This window comes from Haloarcula sp. CBA1131 (assembly GCF_008728975.1).
Classification (GTDB): Archaea; Halobacteriota; Halobacteria; order Halobacteriales; family Haloarculaceae; genus Haloarcula; species Haloarcula hispanica.
In genome coordinates this window covers 960,047-985,892 of the sequence record NZ_RPCY01000001.1, presented here as the reverse complement: position 1 = coordinate 985,892, position 25,846 = coordinate 960,047, and the positions used below count along the sequence as shown (strand labels likewise).

The 25,846-nt window shown below is 64.9% G+C and carries 28 protein-coding genes; 17 read left to right on the top strand and 11 right to left on the bottom strand.

All coding sequences use genetic code 11. The features are described 5' to 3' along the window. Positions 1–137 precede the first annotated feature (137 nt). Complete coding sequence (locus Har1131_RS05155) at positions 138–464, top strand: NifU family protein (RefSeq protein ID WP_014041215.1); 327 nt, start codon at positions 138–140, stop codon at positions 462–464. Between the two features lie 174 nt (positions 465–638). Here Har1131_RS05155 and Har1131_RS05150 read toward each other — a convergent pair whose 3' ends face one another. Beyond that, entirely contained in the window at positions 639–2,300 is a 1,662-nt protein-coding gene (locus Har1131_RS05150) for an aldehyde ferredoxin oxidoreductase family protein (protein ID WP_151145345.1), read from the bottom strand. 210 nt (positions 2,301–2,510) lie between these two features. On the opposite strand from Har1131_RS05150, the gene Har1131_RS05145 reads away from it, so the two are divergent. The 6 genes from Har1131_RS05145 to Har1131_RS05120 are packed head-to-tail and all read left to right on the top strand — an operon-like array spanning position 2,511 to position 9,518. Continuing rightward, positions 2,511–4,460 carry an ABC transporter substrate-binding protein gene (locus Har1131_RS05145; RefSeq protein WP_151145342.1) on the top strand — a complete coding sequence of 650 codons (1,950 nt, stop codon included), beginning with the start codon at positions 2,511–2,513 and terminating at the stop codon, positions 4,458–4,460. Between the two features lie 3 nt (positions 4,461–4,463). Continuing rightward, the gene (locus Har1131_RS05140; protein WP_008308066.1) at positions 4,464–5,417 is read left to right on the top strand and encodes an ABC transporter permease; all 954 of its coding nucleotides are present in this window, start codon (positions 4,464–4,466) and stop codon (positions 5,415–5,417) included. A gap of 3 nt (positions 5,418–5,420) precedes the next feature. Further along, positions 5,421–6,458, top strand: coding sequence for an ABC transporter permease (locus Har1131_RS05135; protein WP_008308064.1), 1,038 nt, complete (start codon positions 5,421–5,423; stop codon positions 6,456–6,458). Beyond that, positions 6,458–7,636, top strand: a complete 1,179-nt coding sequence (locus Har1131_RS05130) for an ABC transporter ATP-binding protein (protein ID WP_008308063.1) — start codon at positions 6,458–6,460, stop codon at positions 7,634–7,636. The genes Har1131_RS05135 and Har1131_RS05130 overlap by 1 nt, the downstream gene beginning before the upstream one ends. Further along, entirely contained in the window at positions 7,629–8,945 is a 1,317-nt protein-coding gene (locus Har1131_RS05125; RefSeq protein WP_044952024.1) for an ABC transporter ATP-binding protein, read from the top strand. Before Har1131_RS05130 ends, Har1131_RS05125 begins: the two co-directional genes overlap by 8 nt. A 42-nt stretch (positions 8,946–8,987) precedes the next feature. Beyond that, the gene (locus tag Har1131_RS05120) at positions 8,988–9,518 is read left to right on the top strand and encodes a hypothetical protein (protein WP_151145339.1); all 531 of its coding nucleotides are present in this window, start codon (positions 8,988–8,990) and stop codon (positions 9,516–9,518) included. A gap of 33 nt (positions 9,519–9,551) precedes the next feature. Here the strand turns inward: Har1131_RS05120 and Har1131_RS05115 are convergent, their stop codons facing one another. Then, entirely contained in the window at positions 9,552–10,595 is a 1,044-nt protein-coding gene (locus tag Har1131_RS05115; protein ID WP_151145335.1) for a DUF4350 domain-containing protein, read from the bottom strand. Then, entirely contained in the window at positions 10,588–11,547 is a 960-nt protein-coding gene (locus tag Har1131_RS05110) for a S49 family peptidase (RefSeq protein ID WP_191907468.1), read from the bottom strand. The genes Har1131_RS05115 and Har1131_RS05110 overlap by 8 nt, the downstream gene beginning before the upstream one ends. Before the next feature lie 127 nt (positions 11,548–11,674). Here Har1131_RS05110 and Har1131_RS05105 point away from each other — a divergent pair, with 127 nt between their 5' ends. The 4 genes from Har1131_RS05105 to Har1131_RS05090 all read left to right on the top strand — a co-directional run bounded on the left by Har1131_RS05105 (position 11,675) and on the right by Har1131_RS05090 (position 14,925). Further along, positions 11,675–12,559, top strand: a complete 885-nt coding sequence (locus tag Har1131_RS05105) for an aldo/keto reductase (protein ID WP_050037035.1) — start codon at positions 11,675–11,677, stop codon at positions 12,557–12,559. Further along, positions 12,556–13,284, top strand: coding sequence for a class I SAM-dependent methyltransferase (locus Har1131_RS05100; protein ID WP_175055164.1), 729 nt, complete (start codon positions 12,556–12,558; stop codon positions 13,282–13,284). The genes Har1131_RS05105 and Har1131_RS05100 overlap by 4 nt, the downstream gene beginning before the upstream one ends. Positions 13,285–13,725: 441 nt before the next feature. After that, on the top strand, positions 13,726–14,052 hold the full coding sequence (locus tag Har1131_RS05095; RefSeq protein ID WP_014041225.1) for a cupin domain-containing protein: 327 nt from the start codon (positions 13,726–13,728) through the stop codon (positions 14,050–14,052). Positions 14,053–14,130: 78 nt separating this feature from the next. Further along, positions 14,131–14,925, top strand: coding sequence for an HpcH/HpaI aldolase/citrate lyase family protein (locus Har1131_RS05090; RefSeq protein WP_050037037.1), 795 nt, complete (start codon positions 14,131–14,133; stop codon positions 14,923–14,925). 24 nt (positions 14,926–14,949) lie between these two features. Here the strand turns inward: Har1131_RS05090 and Har1131_RS05085 are convergent, their stop codons facing one another. After that, positions 14,950–15,969, bottom strand: a complete 1,020-nt coding sequence (locus Har1131_RS05085) for a transcription initiation factor IIB family protein (RefSeq protein ID WP_050037038.1) — start codon at positions 15,967–15,969, stop codon at positions 14,950–14,952. A 229-nt stretch (positions 15,970–16,198) separates the two neighbouring features. Next, positions 16,199–16,984: a helix-turn-helix domain-containing protein gene (locus Har1131_RS05080; RefSeq protein ID WP_050037039.1), complete on the bottom strand. Its 786-nt coding sequence runs from the start codon at positions 16,982–16,984 to the stop codon at positions 16,199–16,201. Positions 16,985–17,079: 95 nt separating this feature from the next. On the opposite strand from Har1131_RS05080, the gene Har1131_RS05075 reads away from it, so the two are divergent. Continuing rightward, positions 17,080–17,481, top strand: a complete 402-nt coding sequence (locus Har1131_RS05075) for a hypothetical protein (RefSeq protein ID WP_151145331.1) — start codon at positions 17,080–17,082, stop codon at positions 17,479–17,481. 64 nt (positions 17,482–17,545) lie between these two features. Here Har1131_RS05075 and Har1131_RS05070 read toward each other — a convergent pair whose 3' ends face one another. Next, the gene (locus Har1131_RS05070; RefSeq protein ID WP_050037040.1) at positions 17,546–18,508 is read right to left on the bottom strand and encodes a C-terminal binding protein; all 963 of its coding nucleotides are present in this window, start codon (positions 18,506–18,508) and stop codon (positions 17,546–17,548) included. A gap of 164 nt (positions 18,509–18,672) precedes the next feature. On the opposite strand from Har1131_RS05070, the gene Har1131_RS05065 reads away from it, so the two are divergent. Next, positions 18,673–18,945, top strand: coding sequence for a ubiquitin-like small modifier protein 1 (locus tag Har1131_RS05065; RefSeq protein WP_014041230.1), 273 nt, complete (start codon positions 18,673–18,675; stop codon positions 18,943–18,945). Between the two features lie 30 nt (positions 18,946–18,975). Here the strand turns inward: Har1131_RS05065 and Har1131_RS05060 are convergent, their stop codons facing one another. Next, a complete protein-coding gene (locus Har1131_RS05060) occupies positions 18,976–19,377 on the bottom strand; it encodes a MoaD/ThiS family protein (protein WP_014041231.1) in 402 nt (133 codons plus the stop codon). Positions 19,378–19,468: 91 nt separating this feature from the next. On the opposite strand from Har1131_RS05060, the gene Har1131_RS05055 reads away from it, so the two are divergent. From Har1131_RS05055 to Har1131_RS05045, 3 genes are all read left to right on the top strand, one after another. Continuing rightward, entirely contained in the window at positions 19,469–19,837 is a 369-nt protein-coding gene (locus tag Har1131_RS05055) for a hypothetical protein (RefSeq protein WP_014041232.1), read from the top strand. Between the two features lie 127 nt (positions 19,838–19,964). Continuing rightward, complete coding sequence (locus tag Har1131_RS05050; protein ID WP_014041233.1) at positions 19,965–20,219, top strand: hypothetical protein; 255 nt, start codon at positions 19,965–19,967, stop codon at positions 20,217–20,219. A 10-nt stretch (positions 20,220–20,229) separates the two neighbouring features. Continuing rightward, positions 20,230–20,598, top strand: a complete 369-nt coding sequence (locus Har1131_RS05045; RefSeq protein WP_014041234.1) for a hypothetical protein — start codon at positions 20,230–20,232, stop codon at positions 20,596–20,598. Here Har1131_RS05045 and Har1131_RS05040 read toward each other — a convergent pair. Together Har1131_RS05040 and Har1131_RS05035 are read right to left on the bottom strand one after the other, a co-directional pair. After that, positions 20,582–20,947: a hypothetical protein gene (locus tag Har1131_RS05040; RefSeq protein WP_014041235.1), complete on the bottom strand. Its 366-nt coding sequence runs from the start codon at positions 20,945–20,947 to the stop codon at positions 20,582–20,584. The genes Har1131_RS05045 and Har1131_RS05040 overlap by 17 nt on opposite strands. A gap of 36 nt (positions 20,948–20,983) precedes the next feature. Further along, on the bottom strand, positions 20,984–22,930 hold the full coding sequence (locus Har1131_RS05035; protein ID WP_050037041.1) for an aldehyde ferredoxin oxidoreductase family protein: 1,947 nt from the start codon (positions 22,928–22,930) through the stop codon (positions 20,984–20,986). Between the two features lie 258 nt (positions 22,931–23,188). On the opposite strand from Har1131_RS05035, the gene Har1131_RS05030 reads away from it, so the two are divergent. After that, positions 23,189–23,779, top strand: coding sequence for a 50S ribosomal protein L15e (locus Har1131_RS05030; protein ID WP_008308034.1), 591 nt, complete (start codon positions 23,189–23,191; stop codon positions 23,777–23,779). 276 nt (positions 23,780–24,055) lie between these two features. Here Har1131_RS05030 and Har1131_RS05025 read toward each other — a convergent pair whose 3' ends face one another. Beyond that, a complete protein-coding gene (locus Har1131_RS05025; RefSeq protein WP_191907467.1) occupies positions 24,056–25,081 on the bottom strand; it encodes a Brp/Blh family beta-carotene 15,15'-dioxygenase in 1,026 nt (341 codons plus the stop codon). Next, the gene (locus tag Har1131_RS05020; RefSeq protein WP_050037043.1) at positions 25,078–25,803 is read right to left on the bottom strand and encodes a lycopene cyclase domain-containing protein; all 726 of its coding nucleotides are present in this window, start codon (positions 25,801–25,803) and stop codon (positions 25,078–25,080) included. Before Har1131_RS05020 ends, Har1131_RS05025 begins: the two co-directional genes overlap by 4 nt. Positions 25,804–25,846: the final 43 nt, after the last annotated feature.

Below are 25,846 nucleotides of genomic sequence, written 5' to 3'. Positions count from 1 at the left end.
GTGCGAAAAGTTGATAGAATTGATATAGTAAAAATTCGGCCTGCCAAGATTCTGGGTTTTGGCGGCCTAAAAGATGATATTTTAGGCCTCCCAAAAACACCAGTTTTATGATATGTTGGTGCGTAGGTAGAGGTGTCATGAGCGCAGAAGGACTCGAACGACAGACGCGTAACTACTTGAGCAACAACGTCCCGCAGATCCAGCAACACGGCGGCAACTTCGAGGTCCGCGAGGTCGACGAAAGCGCAGGCACAGCCACCGTCGCTATCGGCGGCGCGTGTTCGGGGTGTGGCATCGCTCCGATGACGATGAAGGCAATCGAACAGCGACTCCCCAAGAGCGTCGACGGGCTCGAAGACGTCGAAGTCGTCCGCTCTGGCGGACCGCGCGCCGCGGTCATGCCCTCGAAGACCGACGACATGGAGGAGATGGACGAGTACGAGGATTACAGCCCGCCGTTCTGAGCGCCCGCTCGTATCCGGATCGCAACTGTCGACATTTGCCCGGTACTGACCGGGACTGGGTTTTATTCACACCGGACAGCGTTCGCCGTCGAGGAGAGATCGGTTGACCGGTCGGGCTGCCGTCAGTGTGTGGACGGAGTCAGGTAGCTATCTGTGAGGATTCCGGGGCGAGAATTAGACCGGCAGCGTATTCTCGGGGACCGTGCCGTCGTCGGACCAGCCGCGTGCGTCGTAGTACTCGTCGAGCGCTGCTTCGAACGACGGGAGTTCGTAGGGGAGCGCGTCGTCTGTCCGGTCGAAGCCGCGCTGGTTGTTGAAGTGGCGTTCGAGGGTCACGGTGCGAGCGCCAACGGCCATCAGGTCCTCGAAGTCGGCATCGAAGAGTTGTTCGTAGCGCTCGGGAGTCATGAAGTCCCGCGAGAACTTGCAGACGACGCCGCTGTCGTTCAGCGCCATCAGGTTCTCCCGCTCGACCAGCACGTCGGCTTTCCCGAGCGTCCCCTCCGGAGCCACCGCCTGTTCGTCGGGGACGAGTGGGTACTCGACGGAGTAGAACGTCGCATACATGTGGTCCGCGCCGCGGTTGGCGACGGCGTAGGAGAGTCCCTGGCCGTGAAGGACACGGCCCTCGTGAGCCGCGAAGTCCATCCCCTTGACCGTCCAGTTCTCAACACCGAGGTCGTCGTAACAGCGGTCGATGCCCTCCGCGAGGGTGTCGCCGATTCCGTCGCGATGGGCGATTTTCTCGACAGTCTCGTGAATCAGGTCGGTGTCGCCGAAGGCGTCCTCACTGGCGAGATACGCGGCGACGGTGTTGCCGGCGGAGATGGCGTCCATCCCGAGGCGGTCACAGAGTTCGTTGGACTGCATCACGTCCACGATGTCGTCGACGCCGGAGTTCGACCCGAACGCCATCGCCACCTCGAACTCGGGGCCTTCGGTCTCGACGCCGCGCTCCTTGTCTTGCGTCGGGAGCTTGCAGGCGAACGCGCACGCTGAGCAGGTCCCCTTCTTGTACTTCTTCGATTCGACGGCGTCGCCGTTGATGCCCTCCACGCCCGCGAAGGACTGCTCGGAGAAGTAGTAGGACGGGAGCCCGTCGACCTCGTTGGCGAGGTCCATCACCGAGACGGTTCCCTGCCGTTTCATGATGTGGTCCGCTGTGGCGGCTTCCCGGTGAATGTCCGTCTGTATCGGCGGAACCTCGATGTCCGGTGGGGAGTCGCCCGCGAACGTGAGTCCCTTGACGTTTTTCGCGCCCATGACCGCGCCGAGGCCGCCGCGACCGAACGCCCGCTCCCCGCTCGTCATGATGGACGCGAACCGGACCCGGTTCTCGCCGGCCGGGCCGATAACGGCCGTCTGGTCGGCCTCGATACCGTGTTCGGCGTCGAGGTACTCCAGCGTCTCGGGAACGGTCGCGCCGGCGAGGTCGGGGACGGCCTCGAACTCGACGCCGTCGTCCCGAACGTGGAGGATGACGAGTTCGTCGCTCTCGCCGGTGAGTTCGACAGCGCTGTACCCGGTATCGGCGAAGTTCCTGGACATGAACCCGCCGGCGTTCGAGGAGAGCAGTCCGTCAGTCAGCGGCGAGACGCCGGTGCAGTTCATCCGGCCGGTGAAGCTCATCTGGGCGGCCTGCATCGGCCCCGTCGAGAACACCAGTCGGTTCTCCGATCCGAACGGGTCAACGTCGAACGGGATCCGCTCGTGGGCGAGCCGCGTCCCGACGCCGCGACCACCGAGGTACTGTTCGAGGATGCCGTCTATCTCCTCCGTGTTTCTCTCACCCGCTGACAGGTCGACTGTCAGCAGCGGCCCCGTTGAGTGTATCATGATTGTTGCTTGACTATCCATGATCTTATCGATTGTGCCATGGGCGACTGTTCAACTGAAGCCGTTCCCACCTCCATCAGGAGGCACTAATAAACCCATAATCGGTGTAATAGCGTTTTACTGTGGTTTCGGTCGCAGTTCATGATATCATGTTTACACTATAAGTATGATCAACAATAACACATATCTTACCCTCCGAGGGATGTGTTCATGTCTCAAGATGCAGATGCCAGCGGAACGCCGACAGTATCGCGACGACGGATGCTTCAGACTACGGGTGCCGCCACACTGGCCGCACTCGCCGGCTGTAACACCGGTACCAACGACGGAGCCAGTAGCGGAGGCGGCGGTGGGGCTCCCGACCCGGTCCGTGAGCGCGTCGACGTCGATGTCGACGAGATTCAGGACGGGGGGACCCTCCGGTTCGGCCTCGGTGCCGGAATCGACTCCTTTGACCCGTCCTACAGCACCAATGCGCCGTCCGGGAACGTCCACGGCCTCGTCTACGAGAGTATCATCACACAGGACGCCGCAGGCACCGTCTATCCCTGGCTAGCGAAGTCCTGGGAACGGGTGGACGTACAGGAAGTCGAGGACGGAGCCTACGAACCGTACATGGTGTCGGCTGATACGGACGACGACGGGAACCTCGTCGCCGACGACCAGATACTCATCCGGAATCAGGAGGCCGGTGAAGTTCTGAGTGTCAACGAGGCCCCCGACGCCGTCGAAGACGGTACCTACGGCATCAAGTACCAGGCCAAACTCCACGAGGGCGTCAAATTCCACAACGGCGAGGAGATGACCGCCGAGAACGTCGCCCGGTCCTACGAGGTCGTCGAGAACTCCTCGATTTCGGCCCAGACGTTCGACTCGTTCCTCTACGCCGAGGTTGTTGATGACTACACGGTCAACATCTACGGGCAAGAGCCCGATGCGGAAGCCGACAACCAGCTCCCGGTCGACGTGTACCCGATGGAGCACATCGAGGAGTACCCAGACACGGGCGCGGACCCGCGCAACGACCACACCCCCATCGGGACGGGACCGTACCAGTTCGAATCCTACGAGACCGAGGAACGCGCCGAGTTCAGTTCCTTCGACGACTACTGGCTCGACGACCTCGGCCTCGACGCGCTGGAGTGGTGGGACGGCCCGGACGGCTTCCCGACGAGTCCGGTCGTCGACGAAGTCGTGGTCGCCATCGTGCAGGACAACGCGACCCGTGCCGCGGCGCTCAACAACGGCGAGATCGACCTCACCTACGGGCTCAACACCGGCACGTACGGCGAGTACCGGAGTGCCGAGGACTTCCGGCTCAGCGTGACTAATGCCGGCGCGTACAACTTCCTCCAGTACCCCGTCACCCAGTCACCGTGGGACGACCCGCGCATCCGCCGGGGCGTCAATCAGCTGATTCCCCGTGCCCAGATCGCCGAGAACATCTACAACGGGTATCGGAATCCGGCCTACACGCCGCTGCCTGAAATGGCCGCCAAAGCGGGGACGGTGGACTACGAGGCACTCACCGAGGAACTGCGCCCACAGACCGAGCAGAACACCGAGGCGGCGACCGAACTGCTGCAGGAGGCCGTCGACGACCTCGGCGTCGAGACGCCAATCGAGGCCACAATCGAGACGAACGCGACGGACGACCGCCTGCGCGAGGCCGAACTCATCGCGCAGGTGCTGAGCAACACGGAGTTTTTCGACATCAGCGTCGAGGACTTCGAGTTCACAACATTCATCCAGCGCATCCTCGGCTCCGAGTACTACCAGCAGGGCAACATCGTCCTCATCGGCCTCTCGGGGACGTTCAACCCCGGCAGTTTCTACGACGCCGTCAACTCCATCGACAACTTCGGCCAGTGCTGTAACTTCAACCGGATTGACACGCCGGAACTGGACGAAATCGCGACGGAGGCACGGTTCTCCGTCGAGGCCGTCGAAGACTCACAGTTCCGGGGCGAGCAGTACGACAAGGTGTGGCGGGGACTCGTCGAGCAGGCCCCGAACAGCTACACTGTCTTCGGAACAAACGTGACGGCGCTGTCGACGGAGTACGTTGGCCACAACACGTACACGTTCTCCAGCGGCATCCTGCCCTACAGCCTCCACACCCCAGAAGACCAGCAGGTCGCCTATCTGAACCGGGAGTAACCCATGGGCCTCAGACGCTTCATCGCAGTCCGGGTGCTCACAACCATCCCGATACTGTTCGGAGTCTCGGTGTTCACCTTCGCGATGGTCCACCTGACGCCAGGGGACCCGATCGACCAGTTAGTGGCGCTAAACCCCCAGATTTCGGCCGCCGAGGAGGCGGCGATACGTGCCAGATACGGGCTCGACGGCCCGGTGTGGCAGCAGTACTTCACCTGGATAACCAATGTCCTCCAGGGCGATTTCGGGACGGTCATCAACGTCGACCAGCCGGTCGGTCCGTACATTATGGACCGGTTACCACAGACTATCGCACTGGGCCTGTTCGGCTGGGTTATTGCCCTGCTCATCGCGATTCCGACCGGCATCTACGCCGCCGTGAACAAGGACACGCTGGGCGACGACCTCTCGCGGGTGTTCGCGCTGTCGGGCATCTCGCTGCCGAACTTCTGGCTCGGCCTGATGCTCATCCTCGTGTTCGCGCTCTGGCTCGACCTCTGGCCGGTGCTGGCTCCGAACAAACCGCTGTTCTCGCCGGCAATGCTGAAGTATCTCGTCCTCCCGGGCGTCACCATCGGGACGGCGTCGTCGGCCACGCTGATGCGGGTGATGCGGTCGTCGATGGCCGAGGAGATGAACAAGGAGTACGTCACGGCGGCCCGGGCGAAGGGGCTGCCCGAGCGGACGGTCGTGTTGAAACACGTCCTGCGGAACTCGCTCATCTCGGTGACCACCATCGCCGCGTTCCTGACGGCGAGTATCTTCGCCGGCGCTGTCGTCGTCGAATCAGTGTTCGCCTGGCCCGGTCTGGGGCGAGCCTTCGTCAAGGCGATCTCCGGCCGCGAAGTCGACCTCATCATGGCGATCACGCTGTTTACCGGTGTGACGATCATCCTGGCGAACCTGCTCGCAGACATTGTGTACGCGCTGTTAGACCCACGAATCCGCTACGACTGACCAATGAGTACTGAACGAGGACGCATACGCATAACGGGGTTCGACGCCGACCGCGTCGAGTCCCGCGAACCGCTATCCGACTGGACAGAGGAACGAGACACCGAAACCGAGAGTCGCTGGGAGCGCGCCTGGGGCGAGTTCCGTGACAACCGAAGCGCGATGCTCGGGCTCTATATTGTTGCCCTGATGGGAATCCTGGCTGTATTCGCACGCCCAGTGACAATCGCGGGCGTGACAGTCCAGCCCTTCTCGCTGGCCCCCTACGACCCGAGCGCGATTCTGTACGTGCAGGGTCTCGACGTGAGCGCGTACGAGGCCCCGTCGCTGGCCCATCCGTTCGGCACCGACGGCTCCGCCCGGGACGTGTTCTCCCGCGTGCTGTACGGCGGTCGGTTCAGCCTCTCGATTGGCTTCATCGTGGTCTCGATTACCGCCGCCATCGGGCTGGTGTACGGTGCCATTGCGGGCTACTACGGCGGCCGGATCGACGAAGTGATGATGCGGCTGCTCGACCTCATCTTCGCGTTCCCCGGCCTCCTGTTGGCGTTGATTATCGTCGCCGTGCTCGGCAAGGGGTACTGGGAGCTGGTGCTCGCGTTCACCGTGTTCGGCTGGGCCGGCTACGCCCGACTGATACGCGGTGAGATACTGAAGGTCAAGGAAAACGAGTACGTCATGGCCGCGAAGGCGCTGGGCGCGCGTGACCGTCGCGTCATCTTCAGACACGTCGTCCCCAACGCTATCGCGCCGCTGGTCGTTCAGGCCTCGCTCTCCATCGGGACGGTCGTCATCGGCGTGGCGGCGCTTGGCTTCCTCGGCCTCGGCCTCCCGCCCGGGTCCGCCGAGTGGGGGACGATGCTGGACGCAACCCGCGAGACCATCGTCCAGGGACCCGGCGGGACGATTCCCTGGTGGGTCACCGTGTTCCCCGGCGGCGCGATCTTCCTGTTCGTGATGTCGATGAACCTCATCGGTGACGGCATCAACGACGCGCTCAACGCGCAGGAAGGTACTGACGTAGCCACTGGAGGCGAGGTCTGATGTCACTGCTGGAAGTCGAAGACCTCACGGTGAACTTCTACACCGAGGAAGGCGTCGTCACCGCCGTCGACGACCTCTCCTTTCGCATCGACCGCGGCGAGAAGTTCGGCGTCGTCGGCGAGAGCGGCGCGGGCAAGAGCGTCACCGCGCTGTCAGTGATGCGCCTCATCGAGGAACCGGGCCGTATCGAGAGCGGGACGATCCGCTTTGACGGCCAGGACCTCATGGAACTGTCCGACTCAGCGGTGCGGGACGTGCGGGGCAACGACATCGCGATGATATTCCAGGACGCCCAGACCGCGCTGAACCCGGTGTACACCGTCGGTGAGCAGATTTCCGAGGCCATCCGGCACCACCTCGACTACAGCGACGCGGAGGCCCGGGACCGCACGATCCGGCTGCTCGACGACGTTGGCATCCCGGAGCCGGAAGCCAGATACGACGACTACCCCCACGAGTTCTCCGGCGGGATGCAACAGCGGGCCATCATCGCGATGGCGCTGTCCTGTGACCCCGAACTCCTCATCGCCGACGAGCCGACGACGGCGCTGGACGTGACCATCGAGGCGAAGATCCTGGACCGCCTCGACCGCCTCGCCGACGAATACGACACGGCCATTCAGCTCATCACCCACGACCTCGGCGTCATCGCGGAGATGTGCGACCGGGTGATGGTGATGTACGCCGGCCGCGCCGTCGAGAACGCCCCTGTCGAGGAGCTGTACTACGACCCGAAACACCCCTACACCGTCGGGCTGATGAGCGCCATCCCACGCATCGGCGACCGGCAGGACCGGCTCCAGACGATTCCCGGGACGATGCCGGACCTCGTTGAGGTCCCCTCTGGCTGTAGCTTCCACCCGCGCTGTCCCTTCGCCGAGGAAGCCTGTACGCGCAAACAGCCGCCGCTCGTCGACCCCGAAACCGGCGACGGTGTCGGTCTGTCCGACCGCTCGGCGGCCTGTCTGGCCTACACCGGGGACCTCGATAGCGAACTGGACTACGAAGTCGAAGTGAAAGGGGGCCGGGGGAGTCCGCCCGACGATACCCAGCCCGACCCCCGCGGCGGGCGCACGGACACGGAACCACTCCAGGCCGACTCCGACCCGGTCGGTCTCGACACCGACCTGTTAGACCGCGATGGCCCAGACGACTCGGGAGGGCAACAGGATGGCTAAGACGGCCGATAGCCCGATCCTGGAGGTCGAGAACCTCACGAAATACTACGAGTCTGGCGGGACCATCGTTGACACCCTGCTGGGCCGGAGTCAGGAGGTGAAAGCCCTGGACGGCGTCGACCTGGAACTCTACCCCGGTGAGACGCTAGGTATCGTCGGCGAGTCCGGCTGTGGCAAGACGACGCTCGCCCAGACGCTGCTGCGGCTCATCGAACCCACGGCCGGCTCAGTCCGCTACAAGGGCGAGGACTTGACGGGGGCTTCTGACGACCGCCTGCGGGCGCTCCGGAAGGACATCCAGTACATCTTCCAAGACCCTTTCGCCAGCCTCAATCCGCGGCTGACGGTCGGCGACATCGTCGGCGAACCGCTGGACATCCACGGGATCGCGGACGGCGAGGAGCGAACCGAGCGTGTCAAAGAGTTGCTTGAGACCGTCGGGCTGAGCCCGCGTCACACACACCGCTACCCCCACGAGTTCTCGGGCGGTCAGCGCCAGCGCATCGGTATCGCCCGCGCGCTCGCCGTCGACCCCGAGGTCATCGTCTGTGACGAACCCGTCTCGGCGCTGGACGTGAGCGTGCAGGCCCAGATTCTGAACCTGCTGGAGGACTTGCAGGACGAATTCGGCCTCTCCTACATCGTCATCGCCCACGACCTCTCTGTCGTCGAGCACATCTCCGACCGCGTGGGCGTCCTGTATCTCGGGGAGTTCGCCGAAGTCGGCCCGACCGAGGACGTGTTCCAGCCGCCGTATCACCCCTACGCCGAGGCGCTGCTGTCGGCCATTCCGGAGCCGGACCCCGGCTGGGAGGGGGACCGTATTTTCCTCTCCGGCGATGTTCCGTCGCCGCTGAACCCCCCGTCGGGCTGTCGGTTCCACACCCGCTGTCCGAAGGTCATCCAGCCCGAAGGCACCGACATGGCCCAGTCCGAGTGGCGGTCACTGATGGACCTGAAACAGCGGCTCCGCAAAGCCGACTCGCTTGAGGCCGTCACCGCCGTGCAAGAGGGCGTCGAGGACGAAGACCTGAGTCAGCTCTCGCGGTCCGCACTCGAAACCCGGGTCCGCGCCGAGTTCGGCCTCCCGGACACGGTCGGCGACCGGGAGGCCGAGGACGTGCTCGCGGCGGCGCTCGACCACCTGCACGACGAGGCCTTCGAGGACGCGCTGGCGGCGATGAACGACGCCTTCAGCTCCCCCTGCGAGCGAACCGACCCCGCGCTGTTCGACGTCGGTGACGACCACCGCATCGCCTGCCTGTTGCACGACGACGAGCGACCGGACACGCCGACGCGGACGGGGTAGCCCCGAGCAACGCTTTTGCGCACGCCAGTCCACAATCCGACAATGCGTCGCATCTACGACTCGGGGGCGCTCCACCGCGACGACGATGAGCCACAGGCACCCACTGAGCGCGGGGCACGGCCACAGGCCGCACGCAGTATCGACGGCGGGGCCTGGAGCGACCGTCTGGTACCGACGTGGCTCCGCTACCGCGCCGTCTCGGTCGACATCGAGGTCCCACAGCGGTCGTATCCGGCGGGAACCGAGGTGCCGTTCGTCGTGACGATGCAGAACGCGCTTCCGGTGCCGATAACGCTACCGACGGACTCGCCGCGGCCGTGGGCGTGGTACGTCGATGGAGTGCCCGAGGCGTCCCACGTCGATAGCGTGCCCAGCGAGGACGGTAGCCTCCAGTTCGACCGCGGCGAACGAAAGCGGTTCAGGCGACAGTGGGACCGGATGTTCCGGGTCAGCGACGACGAGTGGGAGCCCGCACCGGCCGGGGAGTACACCATCGGCGCAGGGCTGAGCGTGACCGACGCTGCCGAGCGTGGCCTGTACAGCGAGACGACAGTCAGCATCAGCGATCAGTAGAGACGCGAGCAATCGCGCACCGGGCGATGCGGATCAGGATCCGGGAGGGGTCGGTGCAGGTGTGGGAGTCGGCTCTGCTGGTGTTTCAGTCGGGGTTACAGCTTCCTCGTCCGTCCCGAAGCCGCCATCGAAGGTCTCACCGGCATCCGGGTCGGGTGCTTCACCGTCGAGCAGGAACGAAAGCAGGTTCCCGATGAACACCTCGTTGTCGGCGTCGTATATCTCGGAACTGCGTATGAACGTCGAGTCAGTGACGAACACCATGTTGTCGTTGCGGACGACTGTCGCGTACGTGCCTGTACGCCGCGTCTCCAGCGTCCGGGTGCCATCGGCAGCGGTGAACTTCGTCTCGGCATCGCCGTTTACCACCGCGTAGCCGGCGGTGTCGAAGGTGATCGTCTCGACACCGTCGGTCAGTTCGCCGTCGTCGCTCGGCGATGCATAGATGGCCTTGAAGTTGTTGTCGTTGGCCGAATCATCGACGTTGTACAGCTGTTCGGCCCCCATCCGGACGCCGTACTGCGCGGTGGCGTTGTTGGCGCCGAACGACACCGTCGTCGTCGACTGGGTGAAGCCGGTCGAGAGCCGGGTCTGTGTCGGTTCGGCGAGGACGACGACACGGCCACCGTCGTCCGTGTACTCCTGTAGCGCTTCGCGTTCCGCTTGCGAGTAGCTGCCGAGCGGCTGGACGATGAGCACACCGTCGTACTGGCCCAGTGAATCGGCGAACGAGGCGGTGTCGGACGTGCCGTACTCGACGGTGTGGCCCGCCTCGAACACCGCCTCGGTGATCGGTTCGAGTTCCGATTCGGACACCTGATTGCCGTGGCTCGTGTCGACGAGTATCCGCTTGTCACTCGCCTCGGAGTCGACCGATATCTCCCCCTCTTCGGGGTCGACAGGCGCGTTGACGGCCTCGGGCTGGTACTGCGACGGCGACTGGCCGTCGATCGACTGGCCGTCCGGCGGGCCGGATGACCCCGGATTAACGACTGCGAGGAGGAACGTGCCGCCCAGTATCGCCACGAGAACGACGATAAACACGGCGAGCGGCTTGACGATACGGCCCTCAGTCATTGCGGATCACCGTTGCGTTGTTGTCCTCGGCGGGGATTCCCCAGACGGCGTAGTACTTCACCGGTTCCCGGAACATCGTCTCGCTGTCGTCGGGATGGACGAGATAGGTCACGTTGTTCGCGCCCTGCACGGTTTCAGCGCCGGCAGGGACGATGATGGCGTTGAATTGGGCACCGCCGCTTCCCAGATATGTCACGTCGTACCCGTCGCCCTCGATGTCGCCTGAGAGCGCGGCGGCCCGCTCGATGGCCAGTTCGGAGTCACCGATGCGGTCGGCGAAACCGTTCTGGGTTGCCTGTGCGCCGAGGTACGTGCCGCCGTTGGCGACTTCCTCGCGGGAGACGGTCAGTTGCTCGCCCCGGTGACGCATGACCGTCCCGACGAAGGAGCGCTGGAGCACCTCGATATCCTCTCGGAGGCCGTCCTTGCTTATCTGGGCCTTGTCCGGCCCCGAGCGGACGAACGTCTCGCCCTGCTGTTCGGCCTGCTCGATGAGGCTCAGCGGGGCCTGGACGATGACGCCGATACTCCCGACGTTCGAACTCGGCTTGACGACGATCTCGTCGGCCGGTGTGATGCCGTAGTAGCCGCCCGAAGCGGCCGTGCCCTCGACGTAGGCGACGACGGGCATCTCGCTGGCCGTCCGGTTCACAGCGAGGTAGAACTCCTCGCTCGAGTCGACCGGCCCGCCGGGGCTGTCGACCCGGAGGACGACTGCCTCGATTGAGCCGTTGTTCCGTGCTTCGCGGAGGTCCTGCTTGACGGCGTTGACGTTAGCGTCGGTTGTGCCGCCGCGAAGGGTGACGACGGCGACGCTCGGATCGTCGTCGCCACCGCTTGGCACGCCGTTCCAGATGACCGGCGCGAATATCGCGGCGACGACGAGGGCGAGCGTGACTGCGATCACGTACGACGCCGTCATCGCCGAGAACAGTTGTTCTCTCCCAAACATCTATACATCCCGTTCGGACTGCGGGAGTAATAAACCCCGGTCGGCGTCCCCTGTTGCGGTCTGCCGCACTGGACAGGCTGAGAGAGCAGCGACCAACGGTTATTGGGCTCCGGGTCGTGCAACCGGTATGGAAACCCGAGCACTGGGCGACACTGGGCAGGAGAGCACGGTGCTGACGTTCGGCTCGATAGCACTCAACTGGCTCGAACAGGAAGGGGCGAACCAGCTGGTCGAACTCGTGCTGGACCACGGCGTCAACCACTTCGACGTCGCGCCGACCTACGGCGACGCGGAGCTGAAACTGGGGCCGAAGCTCCGCCAGCACCGCGAGGAGATTTTCCTGGGCTGCAAGACCCAGGAGCGCGGGTACGAGGACGCGGCCCGGAAAATCGACCGGTCGCTGGACCGCCTGGGCATCGACACTATCGACCTCTACCAGATTCACGGCCTGGAGTACGAGGACGAACTGGACACCATCACCGCCGACGACGGCGCGCTGGCGGCGATACGCGAGGCAAAAGCGGACGGGAAAATCAACCATATCGGGCTGACGAGCCACGGTAATCCCGAACTCATCCTCGACGCCATCGACCGCATCGACGACCTGGAGACGGTGATGTTCCCACTGAACCCCGTCGTCGCCGGGAAAGATGACGACGAGTACGACTACGAGGCCGTCCTGGACCGCTGCGAGGCGGAGGGCATCGGCACGCTGGGAATCAAGGCCTTCGCGAAGGGGTCGTGGCCGCCGACCGACGAACTGGCCGAGGCCGACCGCCCGTACGCGAACTGGTACGAGCCGGTCGACACGCCGGAAGTCATCCGTGAACGGTTCGACTTCGCCGCCGCCCAGGGGCTCGATACCGTCGTCAGCCCCGGCGACCCGAAGCTCGTGGCGATGGTGCTCGACGCCGCCAGCCGCTCGGAGGGAATGGACGGGGCCCGCCAGCGTGCGCTCGTCGAGGAAGCGCGCCACGACGACAGCCCGGTGCCCGAGCAACTGCACCACTGAGCGTGGACGGCGTTCCGGAGACGGTGACGGCCGCCCTCGCCGACCGGCAGGTCGAAGGCCAGGTCTGTCTTGAGGCGGGGGCCGGCGTCGGGAACACGACGGCCGGACTGCTGGCCGCGGGCGCGAAGCGGGTGTACGCGGTGACGAACGACGCCGATCACGCCGCGACGGTCCGCGAGCGCGTCGGCGACGGGAACGCCGACCGGCTTGTCGTCGTCGAGGCCGACCTCCGGGCGACGCCACTCGTGACGGATAGCGTCGACCTCGTCACCGCCCACGGACTCTGTAACGTCCTGCCACCGACTGCACTGGACGCCGTCGCGGCCGAACTGACGCGGGTCGCAAAACCCGGTGGCCACCTCGTTGTCGACGACTACGCGGTGCCGCCCGCCGATGCGTCTGTCAACCGACTGTTCGCGCTGGAAAACGCCGCTGCCAGAGCCGTCGACGGCCGGCCGGCGCTGACGTTCTACCCGCCCGCTGTGCTGGCCGCGGTGTTCGCCGACCACGGTTGGACTGTCGAGCGAAAGAAGACCTTGCTGGACCCGGTACCCTGGACCGAGGCGCATTTGGACGCCCACGCGGAGGTGGTGCGTGGGTACGCTGACGACCTTCCAGACGTAGTTGGGGGACCGCTGGCCGCGATGGCCGACGACATAGCTGCTGCTATCGGCTCCGAGCGAACCGGGACGATGTACAGTCTCGCGTTCCGGCTAGCGGAGTGATGAGTTGCTTGTATATTTCGTGACGAGAGTTCGAACAGCCAGAAAGCCCCGAGACGCTGGGCTACTGTGACTCGCTGCGCTCCTCACTACGTTGCGGTGCTTCCGTCGTCTCGTACGCCCAGCGTCTCGCCCCTTTCAGTCCCACCTGTGGCCGGTTGGTCAATCCAGGCTGGGTGGGACTGAAAGGGGCGGCTGGCTGAACGACGGCGGACGACGCAAGCACTGCAACGAACGTAGTGAGTGAAGCGCGCAGCGAGGTCGTTCGAGAGAGCTTTGCTCTCTCGTGATGACGAAAGACGCGACGCGTCTTTCGAACCACCCCCAAGTTCAGCCAGCCGGGGCTTTCTGGCTGTTAGATAATACACTCACTCAAGAAACGAAAAGAGACACAGATTTTCCTAGCAACCGAACGGCTAAGGAAGCGCCGGCCCACGGACAAATATGACGCTCAACCGCCTGTCCGAGTTCGACGCCGAACCGGAAGAGGGTGAAGTCATCGACGGGGAACTGGCAGTGACCGACGACGTGCTGGTGAAGGCGTTCGCGCTGGGGCCGGACGCGACAATCGACCCGCACGAACACGACGACGCGACGAACGTGTTCCACGTCGTCCGTGGCGAGGTGACGGTCCAGCAGGAGGATAGAGAGGAAGCCATCGCCGCGCCGGGGGTCGTGCTGAACGAGCGGGGGCAGGCCCACGGCGCGCACAATCACACCGATGGCGTCGTCGTGCTGACCGCGAGCCTCTGTCCCTTGCCGGGACAGTAAGGGGCTGCCGTCGGAATAACAGAACTGACCGGCCGTTTCCGCACCACGCTTATCGGTGTTGTAGTTCACTGACAAGACATGGCCGAACCACTGCCGACGAACGGACTCCGCAAAACGGTCGATAGCGGCGGCGTCGCGCTGGGCGTCCTCGACAACACATACAGCCCGACGCTGGTAGAGTTCTACGGGGACCTCGGCGTCGACTTCGTCTGGCTCGACTTCGAACACGGCGGGCCGGACCCGTGGGACGCGGCGACCGTCGAGAATCTGCTGCGGGCGGCCGACGGCACCGGGACGGAGCTACTGGTCCGCCTGCCGGATACGGCTCCGACGCTGGTGCGGAAGGCGCTGGACCTTGGGGTCAAGAACGTCTTCCTGCCGCGGGTCGAAACCGCCGACGAAGTCAGGGAAGCCGTCAAATCAGGGCGGTTCCGGTACGACGGCGACCCGGGCGACAGGGGACTGGCCGCGCCCCGAGCGCGTCGCTGGGGCCTGGGCGAGAACTACATCGAGGCCTCGGACGCGGAGACGCTGGTCGGAACCACAATCGAGACGAAGGCGGCGGTGGAGAACATCGACGCGATTCTGGACGTGCCCGATCTCGGCTTCGTGTTCATCGGCCCGTTCGACCTCTCGGTGTCGCTCGGTCATCCGGGCGAAATCGAGCATCCGGAGGTACAGGAGGCGGTGGAGACGGTCCGCTCGGCGGCGGTGGAAGCGGACGTCACCGTCGGCGGCCTCGGGTTCGGGATGGACGACGTGAACGAGAAGGCCCAGTCGGGGTACCAGATACTGCACGTCGGGAGTACGACCGGCGCGGTACAGAACGCTGTGCGCGGATGGCTGGACGATTTCGAAGGGGACCGAAGCTAGGAGAACAAAGGGATAGCGGCCGAATCAGGCGCTCGCACCGGATTCAGCGCCGCTCGTCGCGTCGACGGCGCTGTCGTCGAGTTCCGCTTCGGCTTCCAGCAGTTCGCGGTAGCGCTCGCGGATGGTCACAGTGCTGATGTCCGTGGCCTCGCTGACGGTCTCCTGGGTCATCTCCTCGCCGAGCAGCAGGCCGGCGGCGTAGATGGCCGCGGCGGCGAGGCCGACGGGGCTCTTGCCGCTGTGGACGTTCGCTTCCTTCCCCGCCTCGATGAGGGCGCGGGCCTGGCGTTCGAGGGCGTCGTCGGCGTCGAGTTCCGAGATGAACTTGCTGAGGTAGGTCGCGGGGTCCGGCGGGCCGACCTGCAGCGAGAGTTCGCGGTTGAGATAGCGGTACGCGCGGGTGAACTCCATCTCGTCGACGCGGCTGACGACGGCCATGTCGTCGAGCGTTTGCGGGAGGTTCGACTGTCTGATTGCGGCGTACAGCGCGGCAGTCGCCATCCCTTCGATGGAGCGACCGGGCAACATTCCCTCGTCGAGGGCACGGCGGTAGATGACGCTGGCCGTCTCGCGGGCGCTCTCGGGGACGCCGAGAGCGCTCCCCATCCGGTCGATCTCGCCCAGCGCCTGCTTGAGGTTGCGCTCGGCGTGGTCGCGGGTGCGGAACCGCTCGTCCCAGGTCCGCAGGCGCTGCATCTTCTCGCGCTGGCGCGTCGACAGAGAATTGCCGTAGGCGTCCTTGTTCTGCCAGCCGATGTTGGTCGAGAGGCCCTTGTCGTGTTTCATCTCCGTCGTCGGGGCACCGACGCGGCGCTTGTTGTCGCGCTCCTGGCTGTCGAAGGCGCGCCACTCCGGGCCGTGGTCGATCTCGTCCTCGTCGACGACGAGGCCGCAGGATTCACAGACCGTCTCGCCGCGACTGTCGTCGGTGACGAGGCTTCCGCCACAGTCCGGGCAGGCGTGGCCAGTGCTCGCCTCGGACTCGGCCTGTTCGTCCGCACTTTCATCGCGTTCGTCGGGGGAATAGATGCTGCGTGTCGTCATAGTGTGCCTCTGCGAGCGCGTGGGACGCCCGCGGTCGTACCCAATTATAGGGGTGCATCCCCCATGACGACTCGTTTGGCATATGCCGAAATCCCGATAAGCGATAGATAACTGTCACGTTCGCGCGCCACAGCGCACGACGCCCCTCCGCTGTCATCCTGTGCTGACCTGCGACGCGGCAGTATTCAGGTAGTGCAGTTCGGCCCGGTTCCGGATACGATATCGCCGTTTACACGCCCGAGCGGCCGATGCGGAGGCGTCCGCCCTCGGCGACATCTTCGTCGGCCTGAACTGGCCCCATCGACCGCGTGACGAACGACCGGACGATCCACGCTTCGGCCCGCTGGAGGCGGTACTGGAGCGTCGACCGCGACACGTCGAGCGTCTCGGCGAGTTCGGTGAGCGAAGTATCCCGGGGCGTCCGGTAGTAGCCGTGTTCGACGGCGGCCTCGACGGCGGCCTGTTGCTCCGGCGGGAGCTCCGCCAGCGTCACGGCCTCGTCGACCCAGTACGAGGGCGAGCTAAGCTGCCGGAACTCGACGGTGAGCCCCTCGCGGAGCTCGGATTCCATCTCCTCGAACAGTCCGTCGACGCCGGCGTCGCTGCACAGGAGCAGCCGCCACTCACACCGGCTCCCGCGGCGTTCGGTCTCGACGAGGACACCGCGGCCGACGTGGTCGATGGCCAGCCGCGGAATCGAGTGACAGTCACCGGCTTCGGACCGGTAGCTGTACACCGTCCGGACCCCGGGGTCCGACCCGATGACCTCGTACGTCCAGTCGGTCTTGCAGTTCCGCGTCCCGATGCACTCGGTACATTGGACTGGGTTGTCGTACACGTCGTCAAGCTGTTCGAGGGCGGTCTCCGGGCCGGCGACCCGTTCGAGCCGCCACATCCCGTCTCGTGTGACGTTACACGCGATAGTCCGGGAGTGCGTCTCCGGGTAGTCGATGAACACGTCCATCACAGGGTCGACGTTCCGCTCGTAGTCGATAGTGAAGATGAACTCTCGCATATACCTCCCGTTGCGTGCCAAGCCGTTTATACGCACTGTCTCATTCGGCGTATGCCAAACAAGCTGTAATTGGTACGGGAGGCCACCGATAGAGTATGTCGTGTCCTATCTCCGCATCTACTGGCGAATCGTCCGGCGGACCGGCCGCCGGCGGCACGCCGGACGAGCCCTCATCGCGTATTCGCAGATATGAACTGCCGACGCACAACTGGCGACACACCGTCATCTACGGAGTCGTGTTCTGGGCGGTCGTGGCCGCTGCGTGGCTCGCCGTCCCGGCCGGCCACCCCTTCCAGTTGGGCGTCACGCTTTCGGGACTGTTTGCGGCCCCGCTGTTGCCGGTCGCGCTCTGCTGTGATTACCGGCAGGCCAGGCGCGTCGGCACATGTGACCCCGGGCTTCGCGCGTATCTCTCGAATCTCGTCAGAGATATCAAGACAGCAGTCACGGGTCAGAGCGCCCTCGGCGACCAGCGTCGGGAGTTCATCCGCTGCTGAGCGCGGTCACACCACTCGCCGACAACCGTTTCGACGGTCTTAGCGGTCAACCACGGCCGTATATTTACAGCCAGTCCGTCTCGGGGTCGATCCGGTTCGGTGGCGTCTCACCGGCCAGCGCGGCCTCGACGTTCGCGGCGACGGCGGCGTTGAGATCGTCGCGGGCTTCCTCGGAGTACCAGGCCGCGTGAGGCGTAACGATGCAGTTGTCAAGGCCGACCAGCGGGTGGTCCGCCGTCGGCGGTTCCTCGGCCAGCACGTCAAGGCCGGCGGCCGCAATCGTCCCGTCGTCCAGCGCCGCCCGAAGCGCTCCCTCGTCGACGAGGCCGCCGCGGCCGGTGTTGACGAGGACGGCGTGGTCGCGCATTGCCGCGAGCGCGTCAGCGTCTATCATCTCCGCCGTGCTCTCGGTCAACGGCGCGTGGAGGGAGACGTAGTCGGCCCGCTCGTACAGCGTCTCAAGCGTGACCTTCTCGACATCGGCTTCAGCCATCTCCTCGGCGTCGACGTACGGGTCGTAGGCGATGACGTCGATGTCGAACCCCCGCAGTTGGTCGCGCACTCGTCTCGCGATGGGGCCGAAGGAAACGAGACCGAGCGTCTGGTCGCGGACGCGGTGTACCGGTCGGGTCCGCTCCCAGCCCCACCCGCCGTCGCGAACGTCGCGGTCGTAGGCCGTGAGTGTCCGAACGCAGTCGAGCAGGAGCGTCACCGTGTGGGTCGCGACCTCATCCGTGCAGTACTCGGGGACGTTCGTGACGGCTACGCCGTTGTCCGCTGCCGCGGACACGTCGATGTTGTCGATACCGACGCCCGCTCGCGCGACGATCTGGAGGTCGTCCAGCGCGTCGAGCACCGCGGCGGTGACCGGCGTGTTCACGTCCACAACGAGCGCCGCTGCACCGGCGGCAGCGTCCCGGACCGCGTCCTCGTCGTCTGTCTCCGCGACAACGACATCGGCGTCGAGTGCCGCCCGCAGTCGGTCGACAGCTATCATCGGGTCATCGCTTGCGACCACACGTTCCATACGCGGAGTCATGGACTGGGACGCTAAAACGGGTCGAAGTCGTTCCCATCGAATAGGAATTCGAGGTCCATAATCGATTGAATACAACGAATAAATCAGTTGCTCGTTCGATTCACGCGGTCCGAGCGCTGTGATTTAAGCCACTCGACCGCCAACCCAGCGGTATGCAAATCGAGCTGCGGTTTTTCGCTAACTTCCGGGAAGCCGTCGGACAGAAGACGGTTCAGCGCGAGTACGAGAACGGCCTCCTGGCGGGTGACGTGCTCCGACAGCTCTCCGAGGAGTTCACCGAGATGGACCTGTTCGAGGACGGCGAACTGCGGGAGTACCTGACGATTCTCCGGAACGGAACGGATATTGCCCATCTCGACGGGCTAGAGACCGCGCTGGAGGACGGGGACGAACTCAGCGTGTTCCCGCCAGTCGCCGGGGGGTAGAACGGCCCGGCGGAGCAGGCGGGACTCGAATCAGCAGCAGAAGATGAACGGGAACATCAGCCCGACACGGTCGCCGGCTTCCAGTTCAGTGTCCAGTCCATCGAGGTGTTCGTTGAACTCGCCGTTGACCGCCACTCGCGCGTAGCATCTGGTCTGCTCGCCTTCGGGGTTTTTCGCCCAGTCGCCCGGCAAGTCCGCCATCTCCGGGGCCCAACCCTCGGTGGTGGCGTCGGCTTCGGTCTCCGCGATGAGCATATCGCCCACGTCGTACTCCTGAAAGAACGCGTCGAGGAAGTCACGTAGCGTGTTCCCTTCGAACGTGTATGACAGCGCCGGTTCGCCGACGACCCGGCGGACGTGGCCGGTACACCTGACCTCGACAGTGGTCAGGTCCGGTGCCGACGACTGTCGCTCTACTGTCTCACTGCTCATACGTGTGTTATGACCCGCCGACACAAATCAGTAGAGACGAACATGTTCGCCCATCGCTGGGGTTTATTGGCCGCGAACTCTGTGTGGCGATATGGACGACATCGAACTGGGGATTCCGGCCGGAATCGTCGACTCGCTACCGCCGGACAGCGAGGACACGAAACGCGACATGGAACAGGCCGTCGGTGGCTGGGAGCGGGAGCTCAACGCCGCGCTCAATACCGAAGAGCCGGCCAGCGCCGTCGTCGACCACATCGAGCAGTTCGAGAGCCGGTGGGAGGCCTACGACGAGTACGTTGTCGAACTTCGGGCATGGGGTCAGTCACCCATCTACGCGATGGCCTGGCGCGACCTCCACGCCGCCGTCATCGCCCAGATTTACGACCACGAGGACTTAGACGAGCGAATCAATCGCGAGCGCAACGCCCGCATCGTCGACGACGGTATCCGGCCGGGATAGAGTGTATCCGTCCGGGGTAGGCCGTCGCCGTCCGGGAGAGGTGGAGCCATCCGGGATAGCGCGGGTGTGGCAAACGAGCGCCGGACCGCCGATAAGTTTAGACGACCGCACCCGTAACGACCACGTAATGGAGCGTGAACGGAGTTTTCGCGGCATCTCGGCACGGGCTGCTATCGGCTATCTGGAGAACCTGGGCGGCGAGCAACGCGGCGACGCGACCGTCGAAGGTGACGGCTGGGCAGCAACGCTCTCCGAGGAAAAAGTCGCTATCGGGCCGAGCCTCCAGCTCAACGAGGTGACAATCCAGTTCGACGGCGAGCCGGAGACGCTGGAGCCGCTCATCGAGAAGTTCGCACAGAAAGCGATGCGGGCGGGCGGCTGACCGGGGCGCGATGGCCGACCCGTCGTACCCCATCGAGGGGCAGATCGTCCTGCTGGCCGGCACACAGGCCAGCGTGCCGCTCGACCAGCTCCCTGACCTGCTCGGACGGGTCCAGACGTATCTCCGGGCGAACCGTGCGAGCTACGACAGGAAGTACGAGCGCATCAGCGGCCCCAGAGAGGCCGATTACGTCTGCGCCGAGTCGGGCCGCTGGGACAGTATCGGTACAGAACTCGGGCTGAGCGACCGCGAGCGGGACGCGGTTCGGCGGGCTCACGCCGCCCAGTTCGAGCGCGACGGCCGGCGGCTGGACAGAAGCGAGGAGTTCGAGACGACGCTCGAAATCAGGGACGTGCTGGCGGTCAGCTCCGAACCGTAATCGTCTCCAGCACGCGCTGGGAGAAGTCCGTCTCCGAGAGATCGCCGTTTTCGAGGGCATCGATCCACTCGCTGTCGACTGACCATTCGCCGAGTTCGGTGTCTTCGAGGTCCGTCACCGTCGCCTCGATGTCGACCCCGGACCAGTCATCGGCGTGCAGGTCCCGGAAGACGTTGATGACGCGGCCGATTTCCCGGTGGGGAATAACGGCCGCCTCGTCGGCCGAAATCGACTCGTAGGTGAGCCGGTACGTCTCGCCCTCGTCGTCGAACTCGGTGACGTAAACGCCGTGGCTGGTCAGTCGGGACTCTACTTGAAATTCGAAGTCGTCGATATCTTCCTTGCGCATTAGAGAAGTGAAATGTGTTCGACGGCCGGCGCTATCTCAGTCGTCGCTCGGTGCCGCTGCGCCGCCGGAGCTGACGCCGGTTCCGGGACCGATGTCGATGCCCAGTTCGTCGAGTTTCTCGTCGGGAACGACACCGTTCTCCCAGTCACGCACCTCGTAGTACTCGTCTTTCATCTTCGAGAGTTCCGCGAGTTCGCCCTCGGAACCGCCCTGTGCCGGCATCGCGTGCTCGTCGCCCTCCACGAACCGGTTTGGCAGGTCGTCGTCGGACCCGTCGAAGCCCGCGAGGTTGTTGTAGTACCGTTCGAGGTTGTAGACGCGCTCGCCGGCCTCCATCAGTTCCTCCTCGCTTACGTCCAGCCCGGTCATGCCGTTGTACTGCAGGACGTACTCCTCGATGCCTTCGGCGAAGGCGTTGAACTTGCAGATGTCGAAGGAGTCGCTGATAGCGTGCAGGTCCTGGAAGGTGGCACACAGCTCGCCTTTGCCCTCCCACTCTCGCGGGTCGACCTTCTCCGGGATGCCGAGAATCTCAGCCGCCGGCGTGTAGCCGCGCAGGTGACACGCGCCGCGGTTCGAGGTCGCGTACCCGATTGCCATCCCCTTCATACAGCGCGGGTCGTAAGCCGCCATCGTCTGGCCCTTGACCGCCAGCGAGTTGGTGTGGGCATCGAACTCCTCTGCGAGGTGGTCCGGCCCCTCAGCGAGATGGTCCGCGAGTTCCGTCTCGCGGTGGGCGATCATCTCGATCATGTCGATCATCGTCTCGGCGTCGCCCCAGTCCAGGCCGTCGCCGAGCTCGTCGAACTTGCCCTCCTCGGTCATCTCCATCGCCATCGCCATGGTGTTGCCAACGTCGATGGTGTCGACGCCGACGTCGTTACACCGGTCGAGCATCACGGCGATCTTGTCGCGTTCGACGTGGCCGGAGTTCGGGCCGAGCGCCCACGCGGACTCGTACTCGTAGGACTCCGTGCGGACGTTCATCTCCTCGCCCTTGTGCATCGCCTGCACCTCGACTTCCTTCTTGCAGGCGACCGGACAGGAGTGACAGGTCGGCTCGTCGACCAGGATGTTCTCCCGGACGTTCTCGCCGGAGACGTTCTCCGAATCCATAATGCGCTCGCCGTCGCCTTCGGCGTCCGAGTACGAGCGCGTCGAAGAGTACTTCGCGTTCTTCGTCGGGAGGCCGTCCATCTCTTCGGTGAGGTTCATCAGGACGTTCGTGCCGTACATCGAGAGTCCGCCCTCGTTGGGTGCGGTCACGTCGGACTCCTGGATGACCTGCATCGCCTGCTTGTGACCCTCCTGGAACGTCTCCTGATCCTTCGGCTTGGGCATCCGGGTGCTGGACTTGACGACGACGGCTTTGAGGTTCTTGTTGCCCATCACGCAGCCGGTGCCGCCGCGGCCCGACGCGCGGTCGTCCTCGTTGATGATACAGGCGTACTTGACCTCGTTTTCACCGCCCTGTCCGATGGCCATCACCGAGAGGTTCTTGCCCAGCGAGCCGCCCTCGATCTCGCCTTCGAGGTCGTCGATGGTGTCGTGGACGCCCTGCCCCCAGAGGTGCGAGGCGTCGCGCAGTTCCACTTCGCCGTCTTCAACGAGCGCATACACCGGCTCGTCGGCCTGGCCCTCGAACAGCAGTCCGTCGAAGCCCGACCATTTCAGCCGCGCTCCGGACCAGCCGCCGTGGTGGGAATCAGTGACCGTCCCCGTCAGCGGCGATTTCGTACAGATGGCGATACGGCCGCTCATCGTCACCTGTGTCCCCGTCAGCGGCCCGTTCATGAACGCCAGCAGGTTGTCCGGACCCAGCGGGTCCACGTCCGGTCCCTGATCGAAGACGTACTTCACGCCGAGCCCGCGTGCACCGATGTACTTTTTCGCGTCTTCCTCGTCGATACCTTCGTAGGCTACGTCCCCGTCCCCGAGGTCGATTCGCGCCACATGGTCCTGAAAGCCACCAAGGTCTGTCATGGTAATACATGACTCTCCGGCTGGGAACAACTTAACGATTTGTGTTGCTAAACCACAGATATCCGACGTTTTCAGCGGTCGCGTCCCTGCGTGAGCGGGTCACATCCGCGAGTCTGGTCCGAACCGTTTAAGACTCCGAACGGCAAACTCCGGGTAACTCGCTGGACGACGGGCACCAGCGGGCACCTGCGTGTGCAGGTCGGGATGTGAGTCGCGCCGAGCGCGACTTGAACCACGCAACGCCCGTGGTGAATACATATGGCACGAAGCGCATATTCGTACATTCGAGACGCCTGGAAGAACCCGGGCGACGGACAGCTCGCAGAACTACAGTGGCAGCGCCAGCAGGAGTGGCGCGACGAAGGGGCCGTCGAGCGCATCGAGCGCCCGACCCGCCTCGACAAGGCCCGCTCGCAAGGCTACAAGGCGAAACAGGGCGTCGTCGTCGCCCGCGTCTCCGTCCGCAAGGGCGGCGCACGCAAGCGCCGACACAAGGCCGGTCGCCGGTCCAAGCGCCAGGGCGTCACGCGCATCACCCGCCGGAAGGACATCCAGCGCGTCGCCGAGGAACGCGCCTCCCGCACCTTCCCGAACCTGCGCGTGCTCAACAGCTACTCCGTCGGTCAGGACGGCCGACAGAAGTGGCACGAAGTCATCCTCATCGACCCGAACCACCCGGCCATCCAGAACGACGACGACCTGTCGTGGATCTGTGCCGACGACCAGGCCGACCGCGTCTTCCGCGGTCTGACCGGTGCCGGCCGCCGCAACCGCGGCCTCAGCGGTAAGGGCAAAGGGAGCGAGAAGACCCGCCCGTCGCTGCGCAGCAACCGCGGCAAGGGCAAGTAACCCACCTTTTTCGGCCTCGGGTACGGAGGTGCACCACTCGGCGCAAAAACGTGGTCCTCGTGAGCGAAGCGAGCGAGGTGGTTCGAGACGGCATTGCCGTCTCGTCATGCCGGAAATCTTCGATTTCCGAGCAGCTCGAAAGACGAGCGAGCAACGCGAGTCTTTCGGTGGCGAAAAAGGCCGAACGCTCGCTCCGCTCGCGCGGATGTCCACCGTGATTTTCGACTTCAGTTCTTCCAGACATCCGGTCCTAGTGCCGTCTAGAGAGGGAGCCGACTACGCCCAGACACCCTGTTCGCGGTCCATGATACTAACGACCACGACGTGGGGGAGTGTGACGACGGCGATAAACACCAGATACAGCGCGACCCACTCCGGAACGGACCCCGGCGGGTTTGGGACGAGGAAGTACAGCCCGCCGAGCAGGGCGAGCGAAGCGGCGGTCAGCGGTGCGGCGTCGCGAGCGAACCGCGCCAGGGCAGCTGTCGGGTCGCGGTTTTCGAGCGCGGCAGTGGCGTCGTCGTCGACCAGCAGGAGGCGGGCGACGTGGCGCAGCGAGTGCCACAGACAGAAGTACACGCCGATGGCGAGCACCGGCGGGACGAGGGCGAAGTACGCGAGCAGGCCCAGTGTCTCACCTGCGTCGAGCAGCCACGGCCGGCGGGCATCGGCGCGAGCGAACCCGACGGCCAGCGTCGCCACGACGAGCGCGCCGTAGGCGAGGGCGAGCGCGGTCCGCACGTCGGTCCGGAACGCCCAGCCGATAGCGGCCACGGCGTCGGGCGCGAACAGCGAGACGAGGTCCGTCGCGACGCGGCGGTACCACTCCGGGAACGCGAGCAGCGGGACTAGCATCGGCAGGCCGCCGCGGACGAGGACGGTTCCGATTCGTTGCGGAAGGGTTCGGAGGTGGTCGGCGTCGGCCAGCGCACGCAGCGCGTACAGGTCGCCCTGCCCCCAGTGGAACCACGTCACGGCGATGAAGAGGACGAACGCCGCCGCGGGCGCGAGGAACCAGGCGACGGCGTAGGTTCCGCCGACGACGCCGTAGAGCGCGAACACGCGGGCGATAGCCCGCCAGTCCGGGCGCTTGCCGCGGGTGCGTGCGACCGCGAGGTGGTCGACCGCACCGTGGGGGAGGCCGAGCAGAACGGCACTGACGACCAGCGGGGCGTACTGGAGCGCGGGCGGTATCGAGACCCCGGCGAGGAACGGAGCAACGACGGCGAGGCTGGCGATCCAGCCGGGGACCAGCGCGACCCGGTAGCGAACCGACGGCTCGACGGTGGTGCGGCGGCTCATTCCCATCTGTCCCGAAGCCAGATGTAGAGCACGACTCCCTGCACGACGAACAGCGTCGTCAGGAAGAAGAACACCGCCTCCTCGATGGGCAGGTCGAGCAGGGGAATCGTGTAGCCGGTCGTGTACTGTTTCGAGAGGGTCCAGACGCCGAGTCGGATGGCGACGCTGTCGATACCGCAGAGATAGGCCGCCGGAACCAGTGTCGCGCCGCCGACGGTCCGCCACTCCTTGGCGAGGAACTGCCAGCCGAAGGCCCACTGAATGGCGAGAATCGGCCCGCTCCAGACCAGCAGCGACCCGAGGTACAGTCCCGAGTCGGAGCGCAGGAGCACGAGGCCGGACAGAACGACGACGAGCGCAGCGGCGAGTCCAACGAGCCGCGTCCGCATCGGCGTGGCTAGCTGGCGCTCAGTGTCCACCCGAAACCGGGCCACCCACAGCCCGACCATCGCGGTCTGCAAGACGAAAAAGAGGTACTCGCCGAGGGGAATCGACCAGAACCGCACCAGTACGGCGCCGTCGCCGTACCACCAGACGCCGCGTCGAATGAGCGCGCCGTCCCACGGCGTCGTGTAGACGAGCGCCAGGCCTGCGAGGATTGCTGTCCCTGTGAGGACGTCCCGGCGGCTCCCGAGGCGGTAGGTGGCTGTCAGTGCCAATCCAGCCACGACCGGCACCACGAACAGGGCGTGGAACTGGAGATACGTGAGCGTAGGCAACATTAATTCAGATACAGCCGGTGGTCAGAAACGATACCCGGTGCGT